This window comes from Bacteroides stercoris ATCC 43183 (genome assembly GCF_025147325.1).
GTDB lineage: Bacteria > Bacteroidota > Bacteroidia > Bacteroidales > Bacteroidaceae > Bacteroides > Bacteroides stercoris.
In genome coordinates this window covers 3720908-3742254 of the sequence record NZ_CP102262.1, presented here as the reverse complement: position 1 = coordinate 3742254, position 21347 = coordinate 3720908, and the positions used below count along the sequence as shown (strand labels likewise).

At 39.1% G+C, this 21347-nt stretch carries 20 protein-coding genes; all 20 read left to right on the top strand.

Annotated elements, in window-relative coordinates; genetic code table 11:
• The first annotated feature begins 166 nt into the window (after window positions 1-166).
• The 20 genes from NQ565_RS15925 (at window position 167) to wecB (NQ565_RS15835) (ending at window position 21296) form a co-directional block, all read left to right on the top strand.
• Complete coding sequence (locus NQ565_RS15925) at window positions 167-715, top strand: UpxY family transcription antiterminator (RefSeq protein WP_005636842.1); 549 nt, start codon at window positions 167-169, stop codon at window positions 713-715.
• A 24-nt stretch (window positions 716-739) separates the two neighbouring features.
• Window positions 740-1846 (top strand): MraY family glycosyltransferase, encoded by a 1107-nt coding sequence (locus NQ565_RS15920; RefSeq protein WP_005636844.1) that lies wholly within the window; start codon window positions 740-742, stop codon window positions 1844-1846.
• Window positions 1847-1872: 26 nt separating this feature from the next.
• Window positions 1873-2667 carry a polysaccharide biosynthesis/export family protein gene (locus NQ565_RS15915; protein WP_005636845.1) on the top strand — a complete coding sequence of 265 codons (795 nt, stop codon included), beginning with the start codon at window positions 1873-1875 and terminating at the stop codon, window positions 2665-2667.
• Window positions 2668-2708: 41 nt separating this feature from the next.
• Entirely contained in the window at window positions 2709-5087 is a 2379-nt protein-coding gene (locus NQ565_RS15910; protein ID WP_005656936.1) for a GumC family protein, read from the top strand.
• Window positions 5088-5100: 13 nt separating this feature from the next.
• Entirely contained in the window at window positions 5101-5805 is a 705-nt protein-coding gene (locus NQ565_RS15905) for a tyrosine-protein phosphatase (protein ID WP_005656934.1), read from the top strand.
• 81 nt (window positions 5806-5886) lie between these two features.
• Complete coding sequence (gene wecC, locus NQ565_RS15900) at window positions 5887-7092, top strand: UDP-N-acetyl-D-mannosamine dehydrogenase (protein WP_005636852.1); 1206 nt, start codon at window positions 5887-5889, stop codon at window positions 7090-7092.
• Window positions 7093-7910: 818 nt separating this feature from the next.
• Window positions 7911-9254 (top strand): lipopolysaccharide biosynthesis protein, encoded by a 1344-nt coding sequence (locus NQ565_RS15895; RefSeq protein ID WP_005656932.1) that lies wholly within the window; start codon window positions 7911-7913, stop codon window positions 9252-9254.
• A complete protein-coding gene (locus tag NQ565_RS15890; protein ID WP_005636858.1) occupies window positions 9242-10444 on the top strand; it encodes a hypothetical protein in 1203 nt (400 codons plus the stop codon). The genes NQ565_RS15895 and NQ565_RS15890 overlap by 13 nt, the downstream gene beginning before the upstream one ends.
• Window positions 10445-10450: 6 nt before the next feature.
• Window positions 10451-11620 (top strand): glycosyltransferase, encoded by a 1170-nt coding sequence (locus NQ565_RS15885; protein ID WP_005656930.1) that lies wholly within the window; start codon window positions 10451-10453, stop codon window positions 11618-11620.
• A 5-nt stretch (window positions 11621-11625) separates the two neighbouring features.
• Complete coding sequence (locus NQ565_RS15880) at window positions 11626-12699, top strand: polysaccharide biosynthesis protein (RefSeq protein ID WP_005636862.1); 1074 nt, start codon at window positions 11626-11628, stop codon at window positions 12697-12699.
• Window positions 12700-12875: 176 nt separating this feature from the next.
• Window positions 12876-14030: a capsular polysaccharide biosynthesis protein CapF gene (locus NQ565_RS15875; RefSeq protein ID WP_005656928.1), complete on the top strand. Its 1155-nt coding sequence runs from the start codon at window positions 12876-12878 to the stop codon at window positions 14028-14030.
• Between the two features lie 6 nt (window positions 14031-14036).
• Complete coding sequence (locus tag NQ565_RS15870; RefSeq protein WP_005636866.1) at window positions 14037-14435, top strand: WbuC family cupin fold metalloprotein; 399 nt, start codon at window positions 14037-14039, stop codon at window positions 14433-14435.
• A 6-nt stretch (window positions 14436-14441) separates the two neighbouring features.
• On the top strand, window positions 14442-15623 hold the full coding sequence (wecB, locus tag NQ565_RS15865) for a non-hydrolyzing UDP-N-acetylglucosamine 2-epimerase (protein ID WP_005636869.1): 1182 nt from the start codon (window positions 14442-14444) through the stop codon (window positions 15621-15623).
• A 31-nt stretch (window positions 15624-15654) separates the two neighbouring features.
• The gene (locus NQ565_RS15860) at window positions 15655-16836 is read left to right on the top strand and encodes a glycosyltransferase (protein ID WP_005636871.1); all 1182 of its coding nucleotides are present in this window, start codon (window positions 15655-15657) and stop codon (window positions 16834-16836) included.
• A gap of 69 nt (window positions 16837-16905) precedes the next feature.
• Window positions 16906-17244, top strand: a complete 339-nt coding sequence (locus tag NQ565_RS15855; RefSeq protein ID WP_005656926.1) for an acyltransferase — start codon at window positions 16906-16908, stop codon at window positions 17242-17244.
• Window positions 17245-17248: 4 nt separating this feature from the next.
• Entirely contained in the window at window positions 17249-17650 is a 402-nt protein-coding gene (locus NQ565_RS15850) for a serine O-acetyltransferase (RefSeq protein WP_005656924.1), read from the top strand.
• Window positions 17651-18090: 440 nt separating this feature from the next.
• Window positions 18091-18213, top strand: coding sequence for an LbetaH domain-containing protein (locus NQ565_RS17055; RefSeq protein WP_005840881.1), 123 nt, complete (start codon window positions 18091-18093; stop codon window positions 18211-18213).
• A 6-nt stretch (window positions 18214-18219) separates the two neighbouring features.
• A complete protein-coding gene (locus NQ565_RS15845) occupies window positions 18220-19413 on the top strand; it encodes a glycoside hydrolase family 88 protein (RefSeq protein ID WP_005636881.1) in 1194 nt (397 codons plus the stop codon).
• A 12-nt stretch (window positions 19414-19425) separates the two neighbouring features.
• Entirely contained in the window at window positions 19426-20124 is a 699-nt protein-coding gene (locus NQ565_RS15840; RefSeq protein ID WP_005656920.1) for a WecB/TagA/CpsF family glycosyltransferase, read from the top strand.
• 11 nt (window positions 20125-20135) lie between these two features.
• The gene (gene wecB / locus NQ565_RS15835) at window positions 20136-21296 is read left to right on the top strand and encodes a non-hydrolyzing UDP-N-acetylglucosamine 2-epimerase (RefSeq protein WP_040316231.1); all 1161 of its coding nucleotides are present in this window, start codon (window positions 20136-20138) and stop codon (window positions 21294-21296) included.
• Window positions 21297-21347: the final 51 nt, after the last annotated feature.

The window sequence follows — 21347 nt, the reverse complement described above, 5'->3', positions numbered from 1 at the left end:
GTTACGGTATCCGCTCACTGTAGTCAGGAGCGGCCCGCATTCCGGAAGTCCTATGAAGGAAAAAACCGGATTAACCTTGATTGCTGTATCTTCCTTATTTGAAAAAGCAGAAGGTGCAGGAATGGAAATTATATCCTTTTTATCAACCCGGTAACATTACTTTTCGTTGAACATAGAAACACACACACACGAACATTGGTTCGCCCTAAAAGTATTTTATAACAAAGTTTTCGAGATTGAGGATATATTGAAAAAAGACAAGATCGAGACTTACATTCCTTGTGAGGAAACCTTGATGGAACGTAACGGCATAAAGAAGAAACTCCGTCGTCCGGTCATTAATTCGCTTATGTTCTTCCGTTCAACCGTTTGTCGTGCTTTGGAAGTACAGCGACAATTCACCAATAAGGTAATCCTATATACAAGACAGAAGGGATTGAAAAGACTTCCCCTTGCCATTCCTGATCGGGAAATGAACATTTTCATGCTGGTCACCTCGTCCGGCGAGCAGGGAATGGAATATTTCGGGGAGGACAATTCCAAGTTTCAACAGGGAGAACGTGTACGGGTCATTGACGGAAAGTTCAAGGGAGCGGAAGGGGTTATCTGCCGGATTAGGAAGAATCGCCGTTTGGTGGTCACCGTCCAAGGCGTATGCGCCGTGGCTACTTCCTATATTCCACAAGCCTTTCTACAACGGATAGGGCAAGATTAAGAAAATCATCAAAAGAATCATATAGTGGACATTCTTCATTTTATCGAATTTGCCTTTATAGTCATAGTCGGCTGGACATTGAGTGCGATGGTCCTGCCTCGCATTTCGTTGGTCTCTTTCCGACGTCGCCTGTTCGACTCAGTGGACGAACGTAAGTTGCATACTGCCCATATACCAAGGTTAGGCGGTATCGCCTTTTTCCCTTGTATCACAGTTACGGTTTCGCTTGCCATTATCGGTTACAACCTTTGGCAGGGCTATAACATACTCGACATGGACTTGACGAACCGTCTGCTTTCCATGCTCTGTTGTCTGTTCATACTTTATCTTATAGGTATGATGGATGACCTTATCGGTGTACGTTACCGTTCCAAATTTGTAGTGCAAATACTTTGTGGCATACTGTTGGTGATTTCCGGGTTATGCTTCGACAACCTATACGGGTTGTTCGGTATTTATGTCATACCTTATTACATAGGAGTGCCGTTCACAGTATTCGTCATCGTCTATATCCTGAACGCCATCAATTTGATAGACGGCATTGACGGACTTGCCTCTGGGTTGAGTATTATCTCATTCCTCGCTTTCAGCTGCATGTTCATCCATTTGCAATGGTGGATGTATGCCTTTATCAGTCTAGCTGCTTTCAGTGTGTTATTGCCGTTCTTTTATTATAACGTATACGGTAAGATATATCGGGGACGCAAGATCTTTATGGGTGATACCGGTTCGCTCACTATCGGGATGCTGCTGGCAGTGATGGTCATCCGTCTGAGTATGTCCGATCCAGTGAAAGAGAGTGCCTTTCCCGGTAGCATTGTGATAGCTTTTTCTTTTTTGATTGTACCAATGTTTGATGTGATACGTGTGGTTATTCACCGGTTGCGTAACGGTAAAAATCCATTTCTTCCAGACCGGAATCATATCCACCATAAATTTATAGCCTTAGGAATGTCCCAACGTAAAGCTATGGTAAGCATTATTATTATGGCAGCTTTTTTTGCATTGGGAAATTGTTTTTTGATTCATTGCCTTTCCGTAACAAACTTGTTTCTGTTGGATGTGGCTGTTTGGACGGTGATTCATTGCTACATAACTATGAAAATCAAACGAAAACATAAAGTAGAATAATTAACTGTACAGAAAAAAAATCAGATATGAAATTTCATTTAATTAAATTATGTTTCTTGTGTGTCTTATTGGTGTCCTGCAATACCTCCAAAGAAATTGTCTATTTTCAAGATATCGTAGTTAATCAACCCGAGGCGATTATCGGGGCACGGGATATTACCGTACAACCCAAAGACCAGATTTCCATTATGGTGTCCAGTAAGGATCCGCAATTGGCGGCTCTGTTTAATTTGACACGGGTGCAATACCGTGCCGGATCTTCTGATTTACGTTCTGGCAACATCAATGGAGAAATATCAGGTTACACATTGGATGATAAGGGGAACATTGATTTTCCTGTTGTCGGAACATTGCATATTGCCGGTATGACCAAGAGCCAGATTGCCACCCTGGTAAAAAAAAGGCTGATGGAAGAGAATCTGGTAAACGATCCGGTAGTTACAGTTGAGTTTATGAACCTTTATTTCTCCGTGTTGGGCGAGGTGAAAACTCCAGGTAAATATGCCATTACAAAAGATCAGATTACCCTTTTGGAAGCCATCAGTATGGCGGGTGACCTAAGCATCTACGGAAAGCGAGATGCGATATTTGTCATCCGTGAAGAAAACGGCGAGCGTGTAACCCATTGGGTGGATATCCGCTCGAAAGATCTGTTTAATTCACCGGTGTATTATCTGAAACAGAATGATGTGGTGTATGTACAGCCCAACAAGGTACGTGCCGGACAAAGCACCATTAATGAGAACAGTGTAAAATCGGTATCGTTGTGGATCAGTATCGGTTCGCTCCTATCCTCGCTGGGTGTTTTGCTGTTCAAGTAATGTATTGAATTTTATTTTATAAGATATTAAAGAGAGCCAAAATGATAAAGAATAGAACGAACACAGGCAAACCTACCGATGATTTTATACGGATACAAGATTTATGGGGTATGTTTATCCCGAAATGGTATTGGTTTGCCACTTCCTTGTTCGTTGCGTTGGCAACGGCATCATTATATTTGTTGAGTACTCCTAATGTCTATACCCGGACGGCTGCCATTTTAATTAAGGATGACTCCAAGAACAATTCTCCGGCAAGTGCAATGAATGAGTTTGCAGATATGGGTATTTTTAAATCAAACACCAATATCAACAACGAACTGCTCACCTTGAAATCCCCTACGCTGATGACAGAGGTGGTGAAGCGTTTGGGGCTAAATGAGATATATACTATTCGTAGGGGCTTAAAAAGAATAGAATTATATAAATCAAGCCCGATATTGGTGACTTATCTTTTTGATAATAAAAAAAGTGTAAGTTTTGATATAGAAGTTGGTGCACAAAACAAGTTTTATCTTTCAAACTTTATCGTTGCTGGAGAAGAAACTGGGGAACGGTTTGAAGGAATTATAGGAGATTCCATTCAAACATCAGCAGGAACATTGGCCATCAGCTTAACTTCTCAATATGAGAATTTTTTTACAGGCAGCACTATTCAATATAGTAAAGAACCGGCTGATATGGTGGCAGACAGCTATACGCAAAAATTGTGGGCTGAATTAGGCAATGAAGATGCCACCATTATTAATTTGAGCATTGATGATGCTTCTGTACAAAAGGCAGAAGATATATTAAATACATTGATTGAGGTTTATAACGAGAAATGGATCCAGGACAAGAACCAGATAGCAGTAAGTACCTCACGGTTTATCGGTGAACGTTTGGGCGTGATTGAAAACGAATTGGGTCATGTGGATGAGAACATCTCCAGCTACAAGAGTGAACATCTGTTGCCGGACGTACAAGCCGCATCCAATCTGTATATGAGCCAGTCAGCTGAGAATAAAAAAGAAATTCAAGCACTCACCAATCAGCTTACCACGGCCCAGTATATTCGTCGCGAACTGAACAGCAAGGAAATGAACCAGCCATTGCCAACCAACTCCGGTATAGCTAACGTAAATATCGAAAGTCAAATCGGAGAATACAACAAGATTGTGTTGGATCGTAACCGGTTGATAGCTAACAGTAGCGAGAAGAACCCGTTGGTGAAAGATTTGGGAAACTCTATGCAGAGTATGAAGCGTACCATTTTGCAATCAGTTGATAATCTGATTGTATCACTGAATACCCAGATACGCAGTATTCGTCAACAGGAAGTGGCGACCACTCAACAGTTAGCTTCTAATCCGAGTCAGGCCAAATACTTGTTATCGGTAGAACGTCAACAAAAAGTAAAGGAAGAGTTGTACCTGTATCTGCTCCAGAAGCGTGAAGAGAACGAACTGTCCCAAGCGTTTACCGCTTATAATACGCGAGTGATTACAGCTCCACGTGGCAGTGCTTTACCAATGGCACCGAATAAGAAAAACATTTTGTTGGTGGCTTTTGCTCTCGGGCTTTTAGTACCGGCAGTCATTATCTTTATGCAAGAAAACATGAACACCAAAGTTCGGGGTAAGAAAGATTTGGAGAACTTGAGTGTGCCCTATTTGGGTGAAATACCATTATATTCCAATAACAAGAAAAAGAAGAACAAATCTCAGGAAAAAACAATCGTGGTGGAAGAAGGCAATCGCAACATCATCAACGAAGCTTTTCGTGTACTTCGCTCCAACGTGGACTTTATGAAAAACAAGAATACCGATCAGAAAGTATTTGTGATTACCTCTTTCAATCCGGGTAGTGGAAAGAGTTTCTTTTCGGTGAACATAGCCACGAGCTTTGCCATTAAAGGGAAAAAAGTATTGGTGATAGATGGAGATTTGCGACGAGGATCCATTTCTGCTTATGTGGGGTCGCCTAAGAAAGGTCTGAGTGACTATTTGGGTAATCGGGTGGCTAATTGGAATGAAGCGCTTGTAATAGATAAGAAACATGCCAATTTGCATGTTCTTCCTGTGGGGACCATTCCCCCGAATCCGACGGAACTGCTGGAAGATGAAAAATTTGCAACCTTGATGCAAATCTTGCGCAATGAATACGATTATATCTTTGTGGATTGTCCGCCGATAGATATCGTGGCAGACACACAAATCATAGAGCAATATGCCGACCGGACACTCTTTGTGGTACGGGCGGGATTATTGGACCGCTCACTGTTATCTGAATTGGAAAGTATTTATCTAGAAAAGCGGTTCAAAAACCTTTCGGTAATTTTGAATGGGACGGAAAGTACTGGTGGACGCTATAGTTATCGATATGGTTACAGTTATGGTTACCACAATGGGTATACCTCTTATTACGGCAACTCAAAATAAATAGTCAACAGGAATGTGGCTTTTTCGACAGAAAAAAACATTAGCGGAAAGCGGTTTTTTCCGTGGTTTCACCGATTGCCATAGTCACTTGTTGCCAGGTATTGATGATGGAGTAAAAACAGAAGAAGAAACATGGAGAATTTTGGATGAGATGGAGCGGCAAGGAGTGCGGAAAATATGGCTTACCCCTCACGTCATGGAAGACATGTCCAATAAAACTGTTACATTACAACAAAAATTTTTGAGCTTAAAACAAAAATATCAAGGGAAGGTGGAATTGGCTTTGGCTGCGGAATATATGTTGGATAACCTTTTTGAGGAACGGTTGGAAAAGGATGACCTGTTACCCCTTGAGGAGGGAAAACGTTATCTGTTAGTGGAAACTTCTTATTTCAATCCACCAATGGGATTACTGTCTATTTTGCAACGCATCCAAAAGAAAGGTTATCATCCTTTGTTGGCCCATCCGGAACGATATGAGTATATGCAAATGATGGATTATAAAACGTTAAAAAAGAACCAAATTTCTTTTCAATTAAATATACCGTCATTAGTCGGAATGTATGGTAAGCACATAGAGAAGAAAGCGAAGATATTATTAAAAGCAGGAATGTATGATTTAGGAGGAAATGATGTTCACTCCCTTATTTTTTATGTGACAACTTGTAAGCAAAAAATAGACAATCTGTCTTTCTTGAAAAATGTGTGTAAAATATAGCGTATTTACATTCGGGAAGACTTTGCCCTAATATGTGTTTTTTTATGTAAATGAATGATTTAATATTTAATACAAAGATAAATGAAAGCATGTTTCATGGGCTTGGGTTACATCGGACTACCTACAGCCATTATTGCCGCAAAGCACGGCATTCAAATAACAGGAGTTGACATTAATCCTCATGTAGTGAAAATGACCAATGCGGGACATTTGCACATCATTGAACCTGGCATGGAGGAAATGTTACAGGAAGTAGTGAAAGCTGGCATGTTGAAGGCTTCGGTTACACCGGAAGTCAGCGATGCATACTTCATGGTGGTCCCAACCCCGTTCAAGGGAAACCACGAGCCGGATGTGAGTTACGTGGAAGCGGCTACACGTGCCGTATTGCCGTTACTGAAAGAAGGGGATCTTTATGTAATAGAATCCACTTCACCTGTAGGAACTACAGAGGCTATGGCACGCATCATTTTTGGTGAACGTCCGGAATTGGAAAGTAAGATTTTCATAGCCTATTGCCCGGAGCGTGTATTGCCAGGTAATGTGATCTATGAATTGGTACACAACGATCGGGTCATCGGTGGTTTGAATCCTGAATCTACCGAAAAGGCAATAGCATTCTATTCGCAATTTGTGCAGGGCACACTTCACAAGACTAACTGCCGTACAGCGGAAATGTGTAAGCTGACGGAGAACTCCAGTCGCGATGTACAGATAGCTTTTGCCAATGAACTTTCGCTTATCTGCGACAAGGCTGGTATCAATGTTTGGGAACTTATTAACCTTGCCAACAAGCATCCGCGTGTAAATATCCTGCAACCCGGTTGCGGTGTAGGAGGTCATTGTATTGCGGTAGATCCATACTTTATCACTGCTGATTTCCCGGCAGAAAGCAAGTTAATCAGCGATGCACGTGATATTAACAACTACAAGAGTTTCTGGTGTGCTGAAAAGGTGAAGAACGCCATGTTGAAGTTTGAGTTGAAGAATCATCGTAAACCAGTTATAGCCATGATGGGATTGGCATTCAAACCAAATATTGACGATTTGCGTGAAAGTCCGGCGAAGTATATTACCACGAAAGTGATGCAGAGCTGCAACAATGCCGACATTTTGGTCGTAGAACCGAATGTAAAAGAGCACAACGTGTTTAAGCTGACTAACTACTGCGAAGCCTACGACAAGGCAGACATCGTGGTGTTCCTTACGGCTCACAACGAGTTTAAAGAGCTATCTTGGAGGAAGGATAAAATGATATTGGACTTTTGTGGAATATTCAAGAAATAATGGATATTTCTAAATAAGTGCAAATACAATTATCACCGAAACTAATGAAAATTGCACATAAAATAGTTCAAGTACCGGAAATGAAATTTTTATTAAGACCTTTTATACACAATGTAAAAAGGAATAATCAAAATATACATGAGATTTTCCAGGAAAAATCTCATGTATATTTTCGGAGTTTGATAAGATTTTGCCACAAAACAATATCTTTTGCAGCGTATTTACCAATATATTATTGGGGGCGGTTCGTAAAAAAATATCAAAAGCGTTTCGATATAATAATCACCAGTGCCTGATACAAGAATTATGCATCCAAATTAAAATATATACTCGAAAAAATAGGAATTTATGTTTATCCGAAGATTTGAAGTGTTAGCTGGAAATAAGACTTGTGAAGAAACATACAGGAAACGTCATATCGACATAGAATATATCTTACATATATGAAGACTATCCATCATGTCTGTGTGATTTTGGTTACGTTGACGGTACGGTATCGCATTTAGAATTGATGAAAAAAATTCGGTTGGGCAAAATTGGAAGAATCGAATTCCCTATCAGTCACGAAATAACACATTTTTTCGAAAACATAGAATCAACGTATTGGCTAATACAAATGAATGGATCTTGCAAGATATGAACTACTATATAACTTCCTATTCAGACTTTCACGACGATGACACAAAGCCAAGGATGTTTGAATAGAAAGAGGGTAAGGCGATATTAATGCATAGTGAGTATGAGGAGAAGTGGAATATTATTCCTGTATAAAATTCTTTTAGATAATCCTATTATTAGGTGATTTTAGGTTTTAAGATATGAAAGGGTTGAGTTTTATTAAGTCATCTTCAGGCAGAACTCAAAAGGCACAAAAGAATATTTTGGGGATGTTGCTCATAAAAATTTGCAACATCATTATTAATTTGGCTTATGTTCCATTGTTGATTAATAGTTTGAATCAAGATAGATATGGAATATGGTTGACAATTACTACAATTGTTTCCTGGATTGCATTTTTTGACATTGGGTTAGGTAATGGTCTGAGAAATAAATTGGCGGAATCAATTGCTTGTAAAGATGAAATAAATGCTCGAAAATATGTGAGTACTACTTATGGTGCAATGGGAATCTTATGTTTCTTGTTCTTTATCATAGAGGCCTGCATTGTTCCATTTTGCAATTGGAATAGTCTGCTAAACGCTCATTCGATTCCTAATGGTGAACTTACATTATTAATGTTATGGGTTCTTTCAAGTTTAGCATTTCAAATGCTACTAAAACTTCTAAATTCTGTATTGTACGCTTTACAAAAGCCGGCATTATCCTCATTGATATTGATGCTTAGTCAATTGTTCGCTTTCATTGGAATTTTTATTTATACAAATGTTTGCAATGAAGTTTCTCTTTTGAAATTGGGAATGATTATATCAATGGCTCCAGTCGTTGTATTGATGATTTTTTCATTGATACTGTTTAGAAAAATGATACCCCAATATATGCCAACCCCCTCTTTCTTTGAGCGTTCTAAAATAAAAGAGATTGTTATTCTTGGGAGTAAATTCTTTTGGATTCAATTGACGACTTTATTATTATTTCAGTCAAACAACTTGATAATCGCCCATACTTGTGGAAATACTTCTGTGGCTGAGTATAATATTGCCTACAAATACATTGGTTTGATAGAGATGGCCTTTATGATTATCATGACTCCTTTTTGGTCTGCTGCCACTGATGCTTATACGAGAAAGGATTATCAATGGATTAAAGGAATATTAAAAAAACTACAATTCATTTCATATATAATGATTGCCGCTGGAGGAGTTTTGATTTTATTATCAGATTTTGTATACAAATGGTGGTTATCATCAACTATCAAACCCGATAAATCATTAATGTTTCTTCTATTATTGTATTTCTGCATCCAATTATCATGGGCTAGATATGGGAGCATAATCAATGGTATTGGGTGTGTAAAGCTCCAATTCTATATTACAATGATAGAGGCTTTTGTGCATATTCCATTGGCTTTATTGCTTGGTACTTATTGGGGTGTAAAAGGAGTAATTATTTCACTTATTATATCAACATTTGCCAATACTATTTGGCCTAAGATACAGATCAAAAATATTTTTTTAGGAAAACGAAGTATATGGGTAAAGTAAATTCTATTACAAAGCTAGAAATAGCGATATTTGTTTTTCTCACTATGATGATATCAGGAGCATCGTCCATTGCTAGTAATGATTTTATTAGAATTATAGTTGTGGGATTATTAGCTCTTTATAGCTTTATAAATCATAAGAATTTATATAATAATATTCTTTTTTATTTATTAAGTGGATGGATTTTAATAAACCTAATATCCTCATTATATTTTGGTAAAAATATAGATTTTTTTCCTTTTATAGGGAAAATTGTTTTGATCTATCTTGCATATTTATGTTTATCTTGTTGCAAGGATAACTTTTGGGATAAATATGAGCAATTTTTGTATAAACTGGCGTTAATTTCTACAATATTTTATATCTTATCCTTGTTCTTTCCCAGTATGTTTAATAGCCTTACTTCTGTATTCCGTCCTTTTACCGCTGATATTTTTTATCAGAAGGAGTCTCAGAAATACTATTTCTATGCTTTCTTTTTTACATATATGGGTAATGGAAACTTCAGGAATAGTGGTTTTATGTGGGAACCGGGTGCATATGCGATGATTTTAAATATCTTGATTGCATATAATATATGTCGACAAGGTTTTCAATTGAATAGACACATTAAGGTATATACTATAATCCTTTTAACTACATTTTCCACAGCAGGATATTTGGCATTTTTTATCATTTTGCTACTGTTTCTTTTGAAAGGACAAAATATTTATATAAAAGCACTTATTCTTATCTGTACTGCTTTTTCAATAGGTTGGTTGATGAATGCAGACTTCCTTCTTCCAAAAATCGAAGAATTTATATCCTCCGCACAAAAGGGAATAGTACACCATCAAGGTTACAGGAAACTATATGAAGCCAATAGAATCCTTTCTTTCAAATTGTTGACGGATAAATTTTTGATGTTTCCAATAGGTTGGGGTTGCGTCCAAGATACAACTTCATATATGGCTTTGAAACATATTGTTACTGTTAATGGCTTGGGAAACACATTAGTGACATGGGGTATTTTCGCATTCTCTTTTTTTATGTACTCGATTGGTAATTTTTTCTATCAATATAGGCAGTCAATTATTATTGTTACACTTTCATTATTAGTAGTATGTATTAGTTTTTTTAGTAATCCTATAGAAAATAACATACTACTCTATTTGTTAATTTTATCTCCTTATATCGTAGAATTTAATTGATAAAACATGAATATTGGCATTATTTGTAAATACCCTATTCCGTATGGAATGGCAGCCACAACACGTATCTTCTCATATTCTAAGGGCTTATTAGAATGTGGTGATAAAGTTGATGTATGGTCAATTGCACCTAATAATTTTAACGCGAATAATAATAATGAAGGCGTTTTTAATTGTATATCATATTTTTATTCATTCAGAAGCAAACGATTTAGTAATAAGCTATTCCATGCATATGAAATGATTTATTCTCTTTTTATCTTAGGTGTAAAATTACATAAAAGAGATAAAATTAGAAGATATGACGTGTTTATTATAAGCTCAGATAGTCTCATTTGCCTGCTGTATATGAGGGTATTAAATATATTATTTAAGAGAAAACTTATTTTTATTTTTGATGAGTATCCAACACCTATTAGAGGTAAATTAAAGAATAAAATACCATTTTGGAAAGAAGTGATTTATCGTGTTATTTTAAGTAAATATTCAGGATATATTTCCATGACCGAAAATTTATTGAAATATTATAAAAAAATCACAGACAATCCAGGTATTATAATTTCATCCATTACCGATGTCAATCGATTCCATAATATAATAAAAAAGCCTATAAATAAAACTAAGAAATTAATTTATATGGGAAATATGGAATTATCAAAAGATAATGTAGACAATATTTTGTACGCTTTATCTATCTTGCTAAGAGATAATTATGATGTTCATTTGTATCTTTTTGGAAAACCAAATTTAAAAGATAAATCTATATTGGAAAGGATTATTGAGCAAGAGGGATTAGCAAACAACACAAGTTTTAGATTTGCTCAATATAATGATGTTCCAAAGATTCTATCAGAAGCAGACATTTTAGTTTCCTCCCAACCTGTGACTGTTCGTGCAGACGGAGGATTCCCAACTAAATTGGGAGAATATTTAATGTCGGGTACTCCTGTATTATCAACCAATGTTGGAGAAACATCAAAATACTTTAAGGATGGCGAACATATGTATTTTGCAAAACCAGAATCGCCATTGGATTATGCTAACAAGCTCAAATATATCATAGATAATTATGAGAAAGCATTAGCTGTTGCTAAAAAAGGGAAAATGCTAATAGAGCAATCGTATTCTCATATATCTGCTGGAGAAAAGATGCATAAATTTTTAAAATCATTATAAATAGTATGTCAGTATTCAAAGACAAAGTCCTGTTAATTACAGGCGGTACGGGTTCCTTTGGGAATGCTGTGCTACGTCGTTTTCTTGACAGCGACATCAAGGAAATCAGAATTTTCAGTCGTGATGAGAAGAAGCAGGACGATATGCGTCACCGCTTGCAGAATTCTAAGGTGAAGTTCTATATCGGTAATGTCCGCAACAAGACTTCTGTAGATATTGCTATGCGTGGTGTTGACTACGTTTTTGCCGCCGCCGCTCTCAAGCAGGTGCCGAGTTGTGAGTTTTTCCCTATGGAGGCTACTCGCACTAATGTTCTCGGTACTGGAAACGTTCTTCTTTCTGCTATCGAGCATGGGGTAAAAAATGTTGTGGTCCTTTCTACTGATAAGGCAGCTTATCCTATCAATGCTATGGGTATCAGCAAAGCACTTATGGAGAAGGTTGCGATTGCTAAGGGTCGTGAACTTGGCGAGGGTGCGGCTACTACCATTTGTTGTACTCGTTATGGTAACGTTATGGCAAGCCGCGGTTCTGTTATCCCTTTGTGGGTTGAGCAGATGATAGAGGGTAATCCTATTACTATCACTGATCCGAATATGACCCGCTTTATGATGACTCTTGATGATGCTGTTGACTTGGTTATATACGCGTTTACCCATGGTCATAATGGTGATCTTTTTGTCCAAAAGGCTCCTGCCGCTACTTTGGAGACTCTTGCTACCGCACTGAAGGAAATATATTCTAAGGTTGATCCGAAATATGGAGATACTGAGGTTCGCGTTATTGGTACTCGCCACGGTGAGAAACTTTATGAGACTCTTGTCACTCGCGAGGAGATGGCTAAGGCTATTGATATGGGCAATTATTACCGTATTCCTTGTGATAACCGTGACTTAAATTATGACAAGTTCTTCTCTGAGGGTGATGAGGTGGTTTCTCGTATTGAGGATTATCATAGCCACAATACTCAGCGCCTTGATGTTGAGGGTATGAAGAAGCAGTTGATGCGTCTGCGCTTTATTCAGGAGGATTTGGGCTTGATTGAGAAGGCAAAGGCGCGCGAAATCCGTTCCGAATAGCCGGTGTGTGAAAACCGGCAATCTACTGCGTTGCCATCGACTTCGCAAAGTATTTTTTTTTTGGGGGGGGAACAATTATTCAAAGTGTTCCCGCTATTGAGAAATCACCAATAGGAAATCTTTTACACACAGGAAGACATTATCTTTCTTTTCCATCATAATTAAATTTTATCTCAATGAAAATATTAGTTACCGGAGCCAAGGGCTTTGTCGGTCGAAATCTTGTTTCGCAACTTTACAATATCCGCGATGGCAAAGCTCGCAATTACGGCATTGACAGTGAGGACTTGGCCGTTTATGAATATGATATTGACAGTGACCCTGCCGACCTTGAGGAATATTGCAAGAATGCAGACTTTGTTTTCAATCTTGCCGGTGTTAACCGCCCGAAGGACAATTCTGAGTTTCTGAAGGGCAATTTCGGCTTTGCGTCGGTGCTTCTTGACACTTTGAAGAAGTATGGAAACACTTGCCCTGTTATGATTTCATCATCTATTCAGGCGGTTCTTGACAATCCTTACGGTGAGTCGAAGCGTGCTGGCGAGCAGTTGATGTTTGAATATTCGGCGGAAACTGGAGCGAAAGTGCTTGTCTACCGCTTCCCGAACGTTTTCGGAAAGTGGTGTCGTCCAAACTATAATAGTGCCATTGCAACTTTCTGCAACAATATAGCGAATGATCTTCCTATTAGCGTCAATGACCCGAGCATTGTTATGAATCTTGTTTATATAGACGACGTTGTTGATGAGATGATAGCGGCACTTAACGGCAACGAGCATTGCAATGAAAACTTCTGTGAAGTTCCAGTCACTCATACCCGCACACTTGGCGAGATTGTTGAGATTATCCGCTCGTTTAAGGATATGCCAGCAAATCTCGGCGTTGCAGATATGGGCGACGGTTTGGCTAAGAAACTCTATTCAACATACCTTACTTATCTGCCGAAGGAGCGTTTTGCGTATCCTTTGAAAATGAACGTCGACGAGCGCGGCAGTTTTACTGAATTTATCAGGACAGCCGATCGTGGTCAGGTTGCGGTGAATATATCCAAACCGGGTATTACCAAAGGTGAGCACTGGCACCATACAAAGGTGGAGAAATTCGTTGTAGTCAGCGGTCACGGCCTTATTCAGATGCGTAAGGTCGATTCAGACGAGGTCGTCAATTTTGAGGTTTCCGGCGATAAAATCGAGGTTGTTGAGACTATCCCGGGATACACTCATAACATTGTAAACCTTTCAGAAACAGAGAATCTTGTAACTCTGATTTGGTGTAACGAGTGCTTTGACCCGAACCGCCCAGATACTTATTTCGATAAAGTAGTAAAATAGCAGGTTATGTTGGTTATCGACAAAGAATTGCTTGACGGGGTAACGGCACAGGCAAAGGCGAGTCCCCGTTTGCGGATGAACTACAATCTGCATGACAGTCTTGAGGCAAAGGCGCAGAGACTGATGAACGCTATGGAACCCGGAACCGATTTGCCGATTCACCGCCATACCCATACTGCAGAAACGTATTTCGTTCTACGCGGTAGAATCAACGTGCTGTTTTACGGTGAAGATGGTCAGTTGGAAGAAAGCCGTGAACTTGACCCCTTGAAAGGATGTTACGGCGTTCAGATTCCTATCGGTCAATGGCATACGATTGAGGTCCTTGAAAGCGGAACGGTAATCTTTGAAGTTAAGGATGGACCGTACACACCACTTACTCCTAAAAATACAATGACAAAATAAAATATTATGGAATTAAAAACTGACTATTCAGATATAAAATTTGCGGAAAACGGCAAGTTGAAACTTTTGATAATTGTAGGAACAAGACCTGAAATTATCCGCCTTGCAGCCGTTATCAGTAAGTGCCGCATCTATTTCGACACAATCCTTGCTCATACAGGCCAGAACTATGACTATAACTTGAACGGCATCTTTTTCAAAGACCTGAAGTTGAAAGAACCAGAAGTGTATATGGATGCCGTTGGCGATGACCTCGGTTCAACAATGGGAAATATCATAAGTGCTTCCTATAAACTCATGTCGCAGGTAAAGCCCGATGCTGTACTTGTTCTTGGCGATACAAACTCATGCCTGTCAGTTATCGGAGCAAAGCGTCTGCACATACCTATCTTCCACATGGAAGCAGGTAATAGATGCAAGGATGAGAACCTTCCGGAAGAGACAAACCGCCGTATCGTCGATATCATCAGTGACGTCAACCTTGCCTATAGCGAGCATGCTCGCCGCTATCTTGCAGAATGCGGATTGCCGAAGGAGAGGACATACGTTACCGGTTCACCAATGGCGGAAGTCCTTCATAATAATCTTGAAGAGATTGAGGCAAGCGACATTCATAACCGTCTCGGCCTTGAAAAGGGCAAATATATCCTTCTTAGCGCCCACCGTGAGGAGAATATCGACTCAGAAAAGAACTTCACTTCATTGTTCCGGGCAATCAATGCGATGGCAGAGAAGTACGATATGCCGGTGCTTTATAGTTGCCACCCAAGAAGCCGCAAACGCCTTGCCGCAAACGGATTCCAATTAGACAAAAGAGTAATTCAGCACGAGCCTCTCGGATTTCATGATTATAACTGTCTCCAGATGAACGCATTTGCCGTTGTCAGCGACAGTGGAACATTGCCAGAGGAGAGTTCATTCTTCACATCAGTAGGCCATTCGTTCCCGGCAATCTGCATCCGCACGAGCACAGAGCGTCCGGAAGCCCTCGACAAGGCATGCTTCATATTGGCAGGCATTGACGAAAAATCATTGCTTCAGGCGGTTGATACAGCCGTAGAGATGAACAAGAATCAAGATAACGGCATTCCAGTGCCAAACTATGTTGATGAGAACGTATCAACAAAGACCGTTAAACTCATCCAAAGTTACACCGGCGTTGTCAATAAAATGATATGGAGAAAATAATTAAGAATTTTACCTAAATCATCAATAAATAATGAAAGTTCTTTATTCTCATCATGGCATGAAAGGAAAAAATGGATGGGGACGAACCTTTTATATGGCACAAGGATTAGCAGATTTAGGACATGATGTGACCTTATTAACAATCAATCCTAAATGTTCATTCTTTAAGATAAATACTATTATCTATCAAGGTGTTAAAATAAAAGTACTACCAGACTTTTTTCCTGCCAAAATGAAATCCTCAGGTTTTGCTATTTGGAGTACTTTATTTGGATTGATATACTCGATGTTCCATAAATTTGAAATATGTATAGCAGATTGTGGACATAGATTTACTTCCTTACCTTGTAAATTAAATAGATTTATTTATCATTCTGTTTATATTTCTGAGTGGTGGGATTTCTTTGGTAAAGGAGGTTATATTAAAAAGAAAAGTAGATTGTTTAGGTTAACATACGGTAGACTGGAATGCTATAATGAACTCAACGATAAAAGAAAAGCTGATGCTATAGTCGTATTATCTACTTTTATGAAAGATAGGGCTGTTGAAAATGGAATTGACTCAGAAAAAATTTTTATTGTTCCTGGTGGGTCTATAGTGAAAGATGTAAAGCCGTTATATCCATCCTATTCATCTGTTGAAAAACGAAAAATAAATATAGCATACATTGGCATTAATAATCACGAAATTGATTTGATAGCTCCGTTTATAGAAGCATTGAAATGTGAAAATGTTAAAAACAGTTACAGGTTGATTCTATATGGGAATACTATCTCAAACGAAAAGTGGAATCAATTAGGATTGTCTGAAATTGCTGAATATAGAGGATGGTTAGATTATTCTAAAGATGTTTCTACCTTAAAAGATATAGATGTGTTTTTGCAATTATTAGATGACAACAATGTTTCTAAAGCTGGATGGCCTAATAAATTAGGTGATTATTTAGCATTTGGGAAGCCCGTTATATTGTCACCTTATGGTGATATAATTGATTTTGTAAAAAATGAAAAAGGTTTTTTTATAGTAGAATACAATAAATACTCGATATTAAAAATTTTACAAGAAATTAAAGATATACCTTATAGCGATTTAAAGACCATGGGGTACGCTAATAGGCAATTAGCGGAAAAAATCTCATGGAAAAATAGAGCAAAAAATATAGAATATATATGCAATAAAATTAGATTTAATAATGAAACTGTCAAGAATTAAAAAACTTGTCTTCCTTCATTTACAGCATTTGCCAATGAAGTCAAGGGGTTGGAGACCAACGCTTTGTAAATGGGGGGGGTAAACATCAAATGCCCTAAAAAGACCTTCATCGGAGAGGACGTTATTTTCGACACAAATTATCCCGAAGATATTGTCATTGAAGAGGGCGTGCGCCTGACTGTCGGCGTCCGGATTGTAACGCATTTCATGAACCCGAAGACAGGCAGTTATGACCGCGGTCAAGTGCATGTTGGCAAAGGAGCCTACATTGGCATGGGAACAATGGTTGTCAAGCCGGTCACAATCGGAGAAGGGGCAATCGTAGGCGCCGGGGCAATAGTGACGAAAGATATACCGTCAAACGAAGTATGGGCAGGAAACCCCGCCCGCTTTATCAGAAAACGATAAAATTATGCCAAACGCAATATTTTTTTACAGAATACAGAGGTGGTTATACTTACACCACATTCCATTTTTACCTAAATTAATTCAACTATTAATTTTTCTGATTTACAACACTAAAATTACTGCTGATTCAAAAATCGGTAAAGGATCTTATTTTGTTTGTAAAGGAATTAGCACTGTACTAATCCCAGGAACGGAAATTGGAGAAAACTGCGTATTAGGTTTACGATTCTCAACAGTAAGAAAATTTCCATATAAAAACGTTCCTAAAATTGGCAATAACGTTTTTATCGGTCCAAACGTTGTAATCTGTGGACCAGTAGAAATTGGTGATAACTGTATTGTTGCAGCTAATTCGTTTGTTGATAAATCATTAAGGGGGGGTAATTGTTGCAGGCTCTCCTGCTAAAATAATCGGATATACTAAAGACTTAAACTATAATATTTCTTCAAATCAAAAAGATTTAGATGGAATAGCACCATATCTGCAACCAAAAGAGTAAATCAAAAGTTGCAATCGGATATAGTTTTAAAAGGATAAAACTATGTTGAATGCAATCTCTTTTTATCGGGTATCAAGGTGGCTGTACTTGCACCACATTCCTGTACTGCCAAAATTGATAACATTGCTTATTTTCCTAATTTACAACAGCAAGATTCCATACCAGGCAAAGATTGGCAGAGGGTCAACTTTTGGATACGGAGGTATGGGTGTTGTTATCCATTCTAAATCAATTATAGGGGTAAACTGCACTATATGTCAGCAAGTTTCCATAGGGGGGTAATTCAAGATTTCCGGAAGTACCAGTGATAGGTAATAATGTTTATATTGCGAAAGGTTCTATCGTTATGGGTGGTATAACAATCGGAAACAATGTTACAATAGGAGCAAACGCAGTCGTAACCAAACCAATTCCCGATAATGCTATCGTTGCAGGCGTACCCACCAAAATTCTAAGGACTAAAGAATAACATAATATGCATAAAGTTATCAACTCTTTTCGCTTGCTGAAGGAGTATTGCGAGAATGAGGGGTTCAAGGGTTGGGATCCCTATGACGGACTTAACTCGAAGGTTTTTCAGGCGTTGCCGTTCCTGAAGAAGTCGGCAATCTGCCGCCTGGTTGTTATCCAAGGATTTAAGCGCTGCCCAGTCAATCTCCGCAGGCTTGCGCTTGTCCCCAAGGAATATAATGCCAAGGGCATCGGGCTTTTCCTTTCCGGTTACTGCAACCTATATAATGCGGTTAAGGCAAACCCCAAACTTGCGGAAAGCCTCGGCTCTCCCGATTCCCTGAAATCACGGATTAACGAACTGGCTGAACTGTTGATCTCTCTACAATCAAAAGGTTACAGCGGTGCTTGCTGGGGATATAACTTTGACTGGCAGGCTCGCAGACTTTTCCTTTTCCCAAAGTTTACTCCAACCGTTGTTGCGAGCAATTTCTGTGCAACCGCTCTTATGGAAGCATACGAAATTACCAGAGAGAAAAGGTTTCTTGAAATCGCTCTCAGTGCGGCACATTTCGTTATCAACGACCTTCACCGCACGGAATATAAGGACGGATTCCTATTCTCTTACAGCCCGTTGCAGGGAAACGACACTGTCTTTAACGCCTCACTGCTCGGCTCAAGGCTGCTTAGTTTTTGCTACAAGTACACAGGCAACGAGGAATACTGCGAACTTGCAGAGCAAAGCATAAAGGCATGCTGCTCAGGTCAAAAGCCAAACGGTGCATGGGTATATGGCATGCTACCCGTTCAGAGTTGGGTTGACAGTTTTCATACAGGCTATAACCTTGATGCGCTTATTGCATATCAGGAGCTGACAGGCGACAATAAGTATCGCAAATATATTGAGAAGGGCTTTGAATATTATATTCAAAACTTCTTTGAAGCCAACGGAATGCCAAAATACTACGACAACCGCACTTATCCCATCGACATTCACTGCCCGGGGCAGTTGCTCGTAACGCTCGCAAGGTTGCACAAGATCGAAGAATACAAGGAAATTGCAGAAAAGGTCATTGATTGGACTATCCGCAATATGCAAGACCGGAAAGGCTATTTCTACTACCAGTTAAAGCCGGGGATAAGTTCAAAAATATCATATATGCGTTGGAGCAATGCGTTTATATTTAATGCTATGAGCCATTATTTACTTGCCGAATAATATTTTAATCTTATGGATAAAGTTTCATTAAACGGGGTCGAAATATTCCCTTTCGACTCCGAACAGCAACTATTGCATTATGTGGACACGCATAAGGGCATATTGGTAGCGATCAATGCAGAAAAGATATTGCATGCCACGGAACAGACACGTGCCATTATCAATCGAAATATTGGGTATTGTGATGGAGCCGGTGCACAAATGGCTTTAAAGCAGAAAGGTTATAAAGATGCCTGTAAGATTCCCGGATGTGAACTATGGCTAAAGATTATTACTCGCTTTTACAAGGAAAAGACATTCTATCTGGTTGGTGGAAAACCGCAAATCGTAAATGAGACCGTAGAGAAACTGTGTTCTGAATATCAGGATATCCGAATAGTGGGTTATCGTAACGGCTATATCAAGACGGATGAAGAGAAACGACGATTGATAGACGATATTGTGGAGAAGAAACCGGATGTGGTATTCGTGGCTATGGGGTCGCCAAAGCAGGAATTGCTGATGGAGGAGATACAGCAACGGCATCGCGCTATCTTCCAAGGATTGGGTGGCAGTTTCGATGTCTATACAGGTCATGTGCAGCGCGCACCGAAATGGTGGGTGGAGCATAATCTGGAATTTGCTTATCGCTTGATAAAAGAACCCAAAAGAATTAAACGTCAGATCCACTTGGTGAAGTATGCTTGGTGGCTGATGAAGAAAAAATTATAAACAGAGGAAATATGAAGAAAGTGATGTTGGTCTTCGGCACCCGTCCGGAGGCAATCAAGATGGCTCCGCTGGTGAAAGAATTCCAGAAACAGCCAAAACGGGTAGAGACTGTGGTGTGCGTAACCGGACAGCATCGGGAAATGCTGGATCAGGTGTTGAAGATATTCGACATCAAACCGGATTATGATTTGAATATCATGAAGCAGGGACAGGATCTGTATGATGTGACCGCTCGTGTGCTGACCGGTATGCGTGATGTACTGAAAGAGGTAAAGCCCGATGTGGTATTGGTACATGGGGATACTACCACTTCTACAGCTGCAGCTTTGGCTGCTTTTTATCAACAGATACCGGTGGGACATGTGGAAGCTGGTTTGCGTACACATAATATTTATAGCCCATGGCCGGAGGAGATGAATCGGTTGTTGACGGGGCGTCTGGCGGCCTATCATTTTTCTCCCACTCCGTTAAGTCGTAATAATCTGATTAAAGAGAGCGTTGATGACCGCAATATCATTATAACTGGTAACACAGTGATTGATGCACTTTATTGGGTAGTGGATAAAATCAAGAACAACAAGGAGCTAGATAATGAATTGGAAGATATATTGAGCAAAGCGGGTTATGATGTAAACCGCTTGAACAATGGCAAGAAGCTGGTATTGATTACAGGGCATCGTCGTGAGAATTTTGGTGACGGATTTATCAATATGTGTACAGCTATTAAAGATTTGACGGTTAAATATCCAGATTTGGATTTTGTTTATCCTATGCACTTGAATCCTAATGTACGCAAGCCGATTCATGAGGTGTTCGGGGAGAATCTGTCCGGCTTAAAAAATATGTTCTTCATTGAACCATTGGAGTATTTGAGTTTTGTGTATCTAATGGAGAAGAGCAGCATCGTATTGACAGATAGCGGTGGCATTCAAGAGGAAGCTCCGGGACTGGGTAAACCGGTATTGGTGATGCGTGATACCACGGAGCGACCAGAAGCATTAGATGCCGGAACGGTGAAACTGGTAGGTACGGACTATAATAAGATTGTAAACGAAGTATCATCTTTGATTGATGATAAAGCAGCTTATGAAAAAATGAGTAAGGCTGTAAATCCGTACGGTGACGGATTAGCCTGCGGACGTATTGTAAATGCATTGTTATATAGGATATAAGCTGAGCTATGAAGCTGATACTGAAAAATATTTTTACAAATCGAAATACTT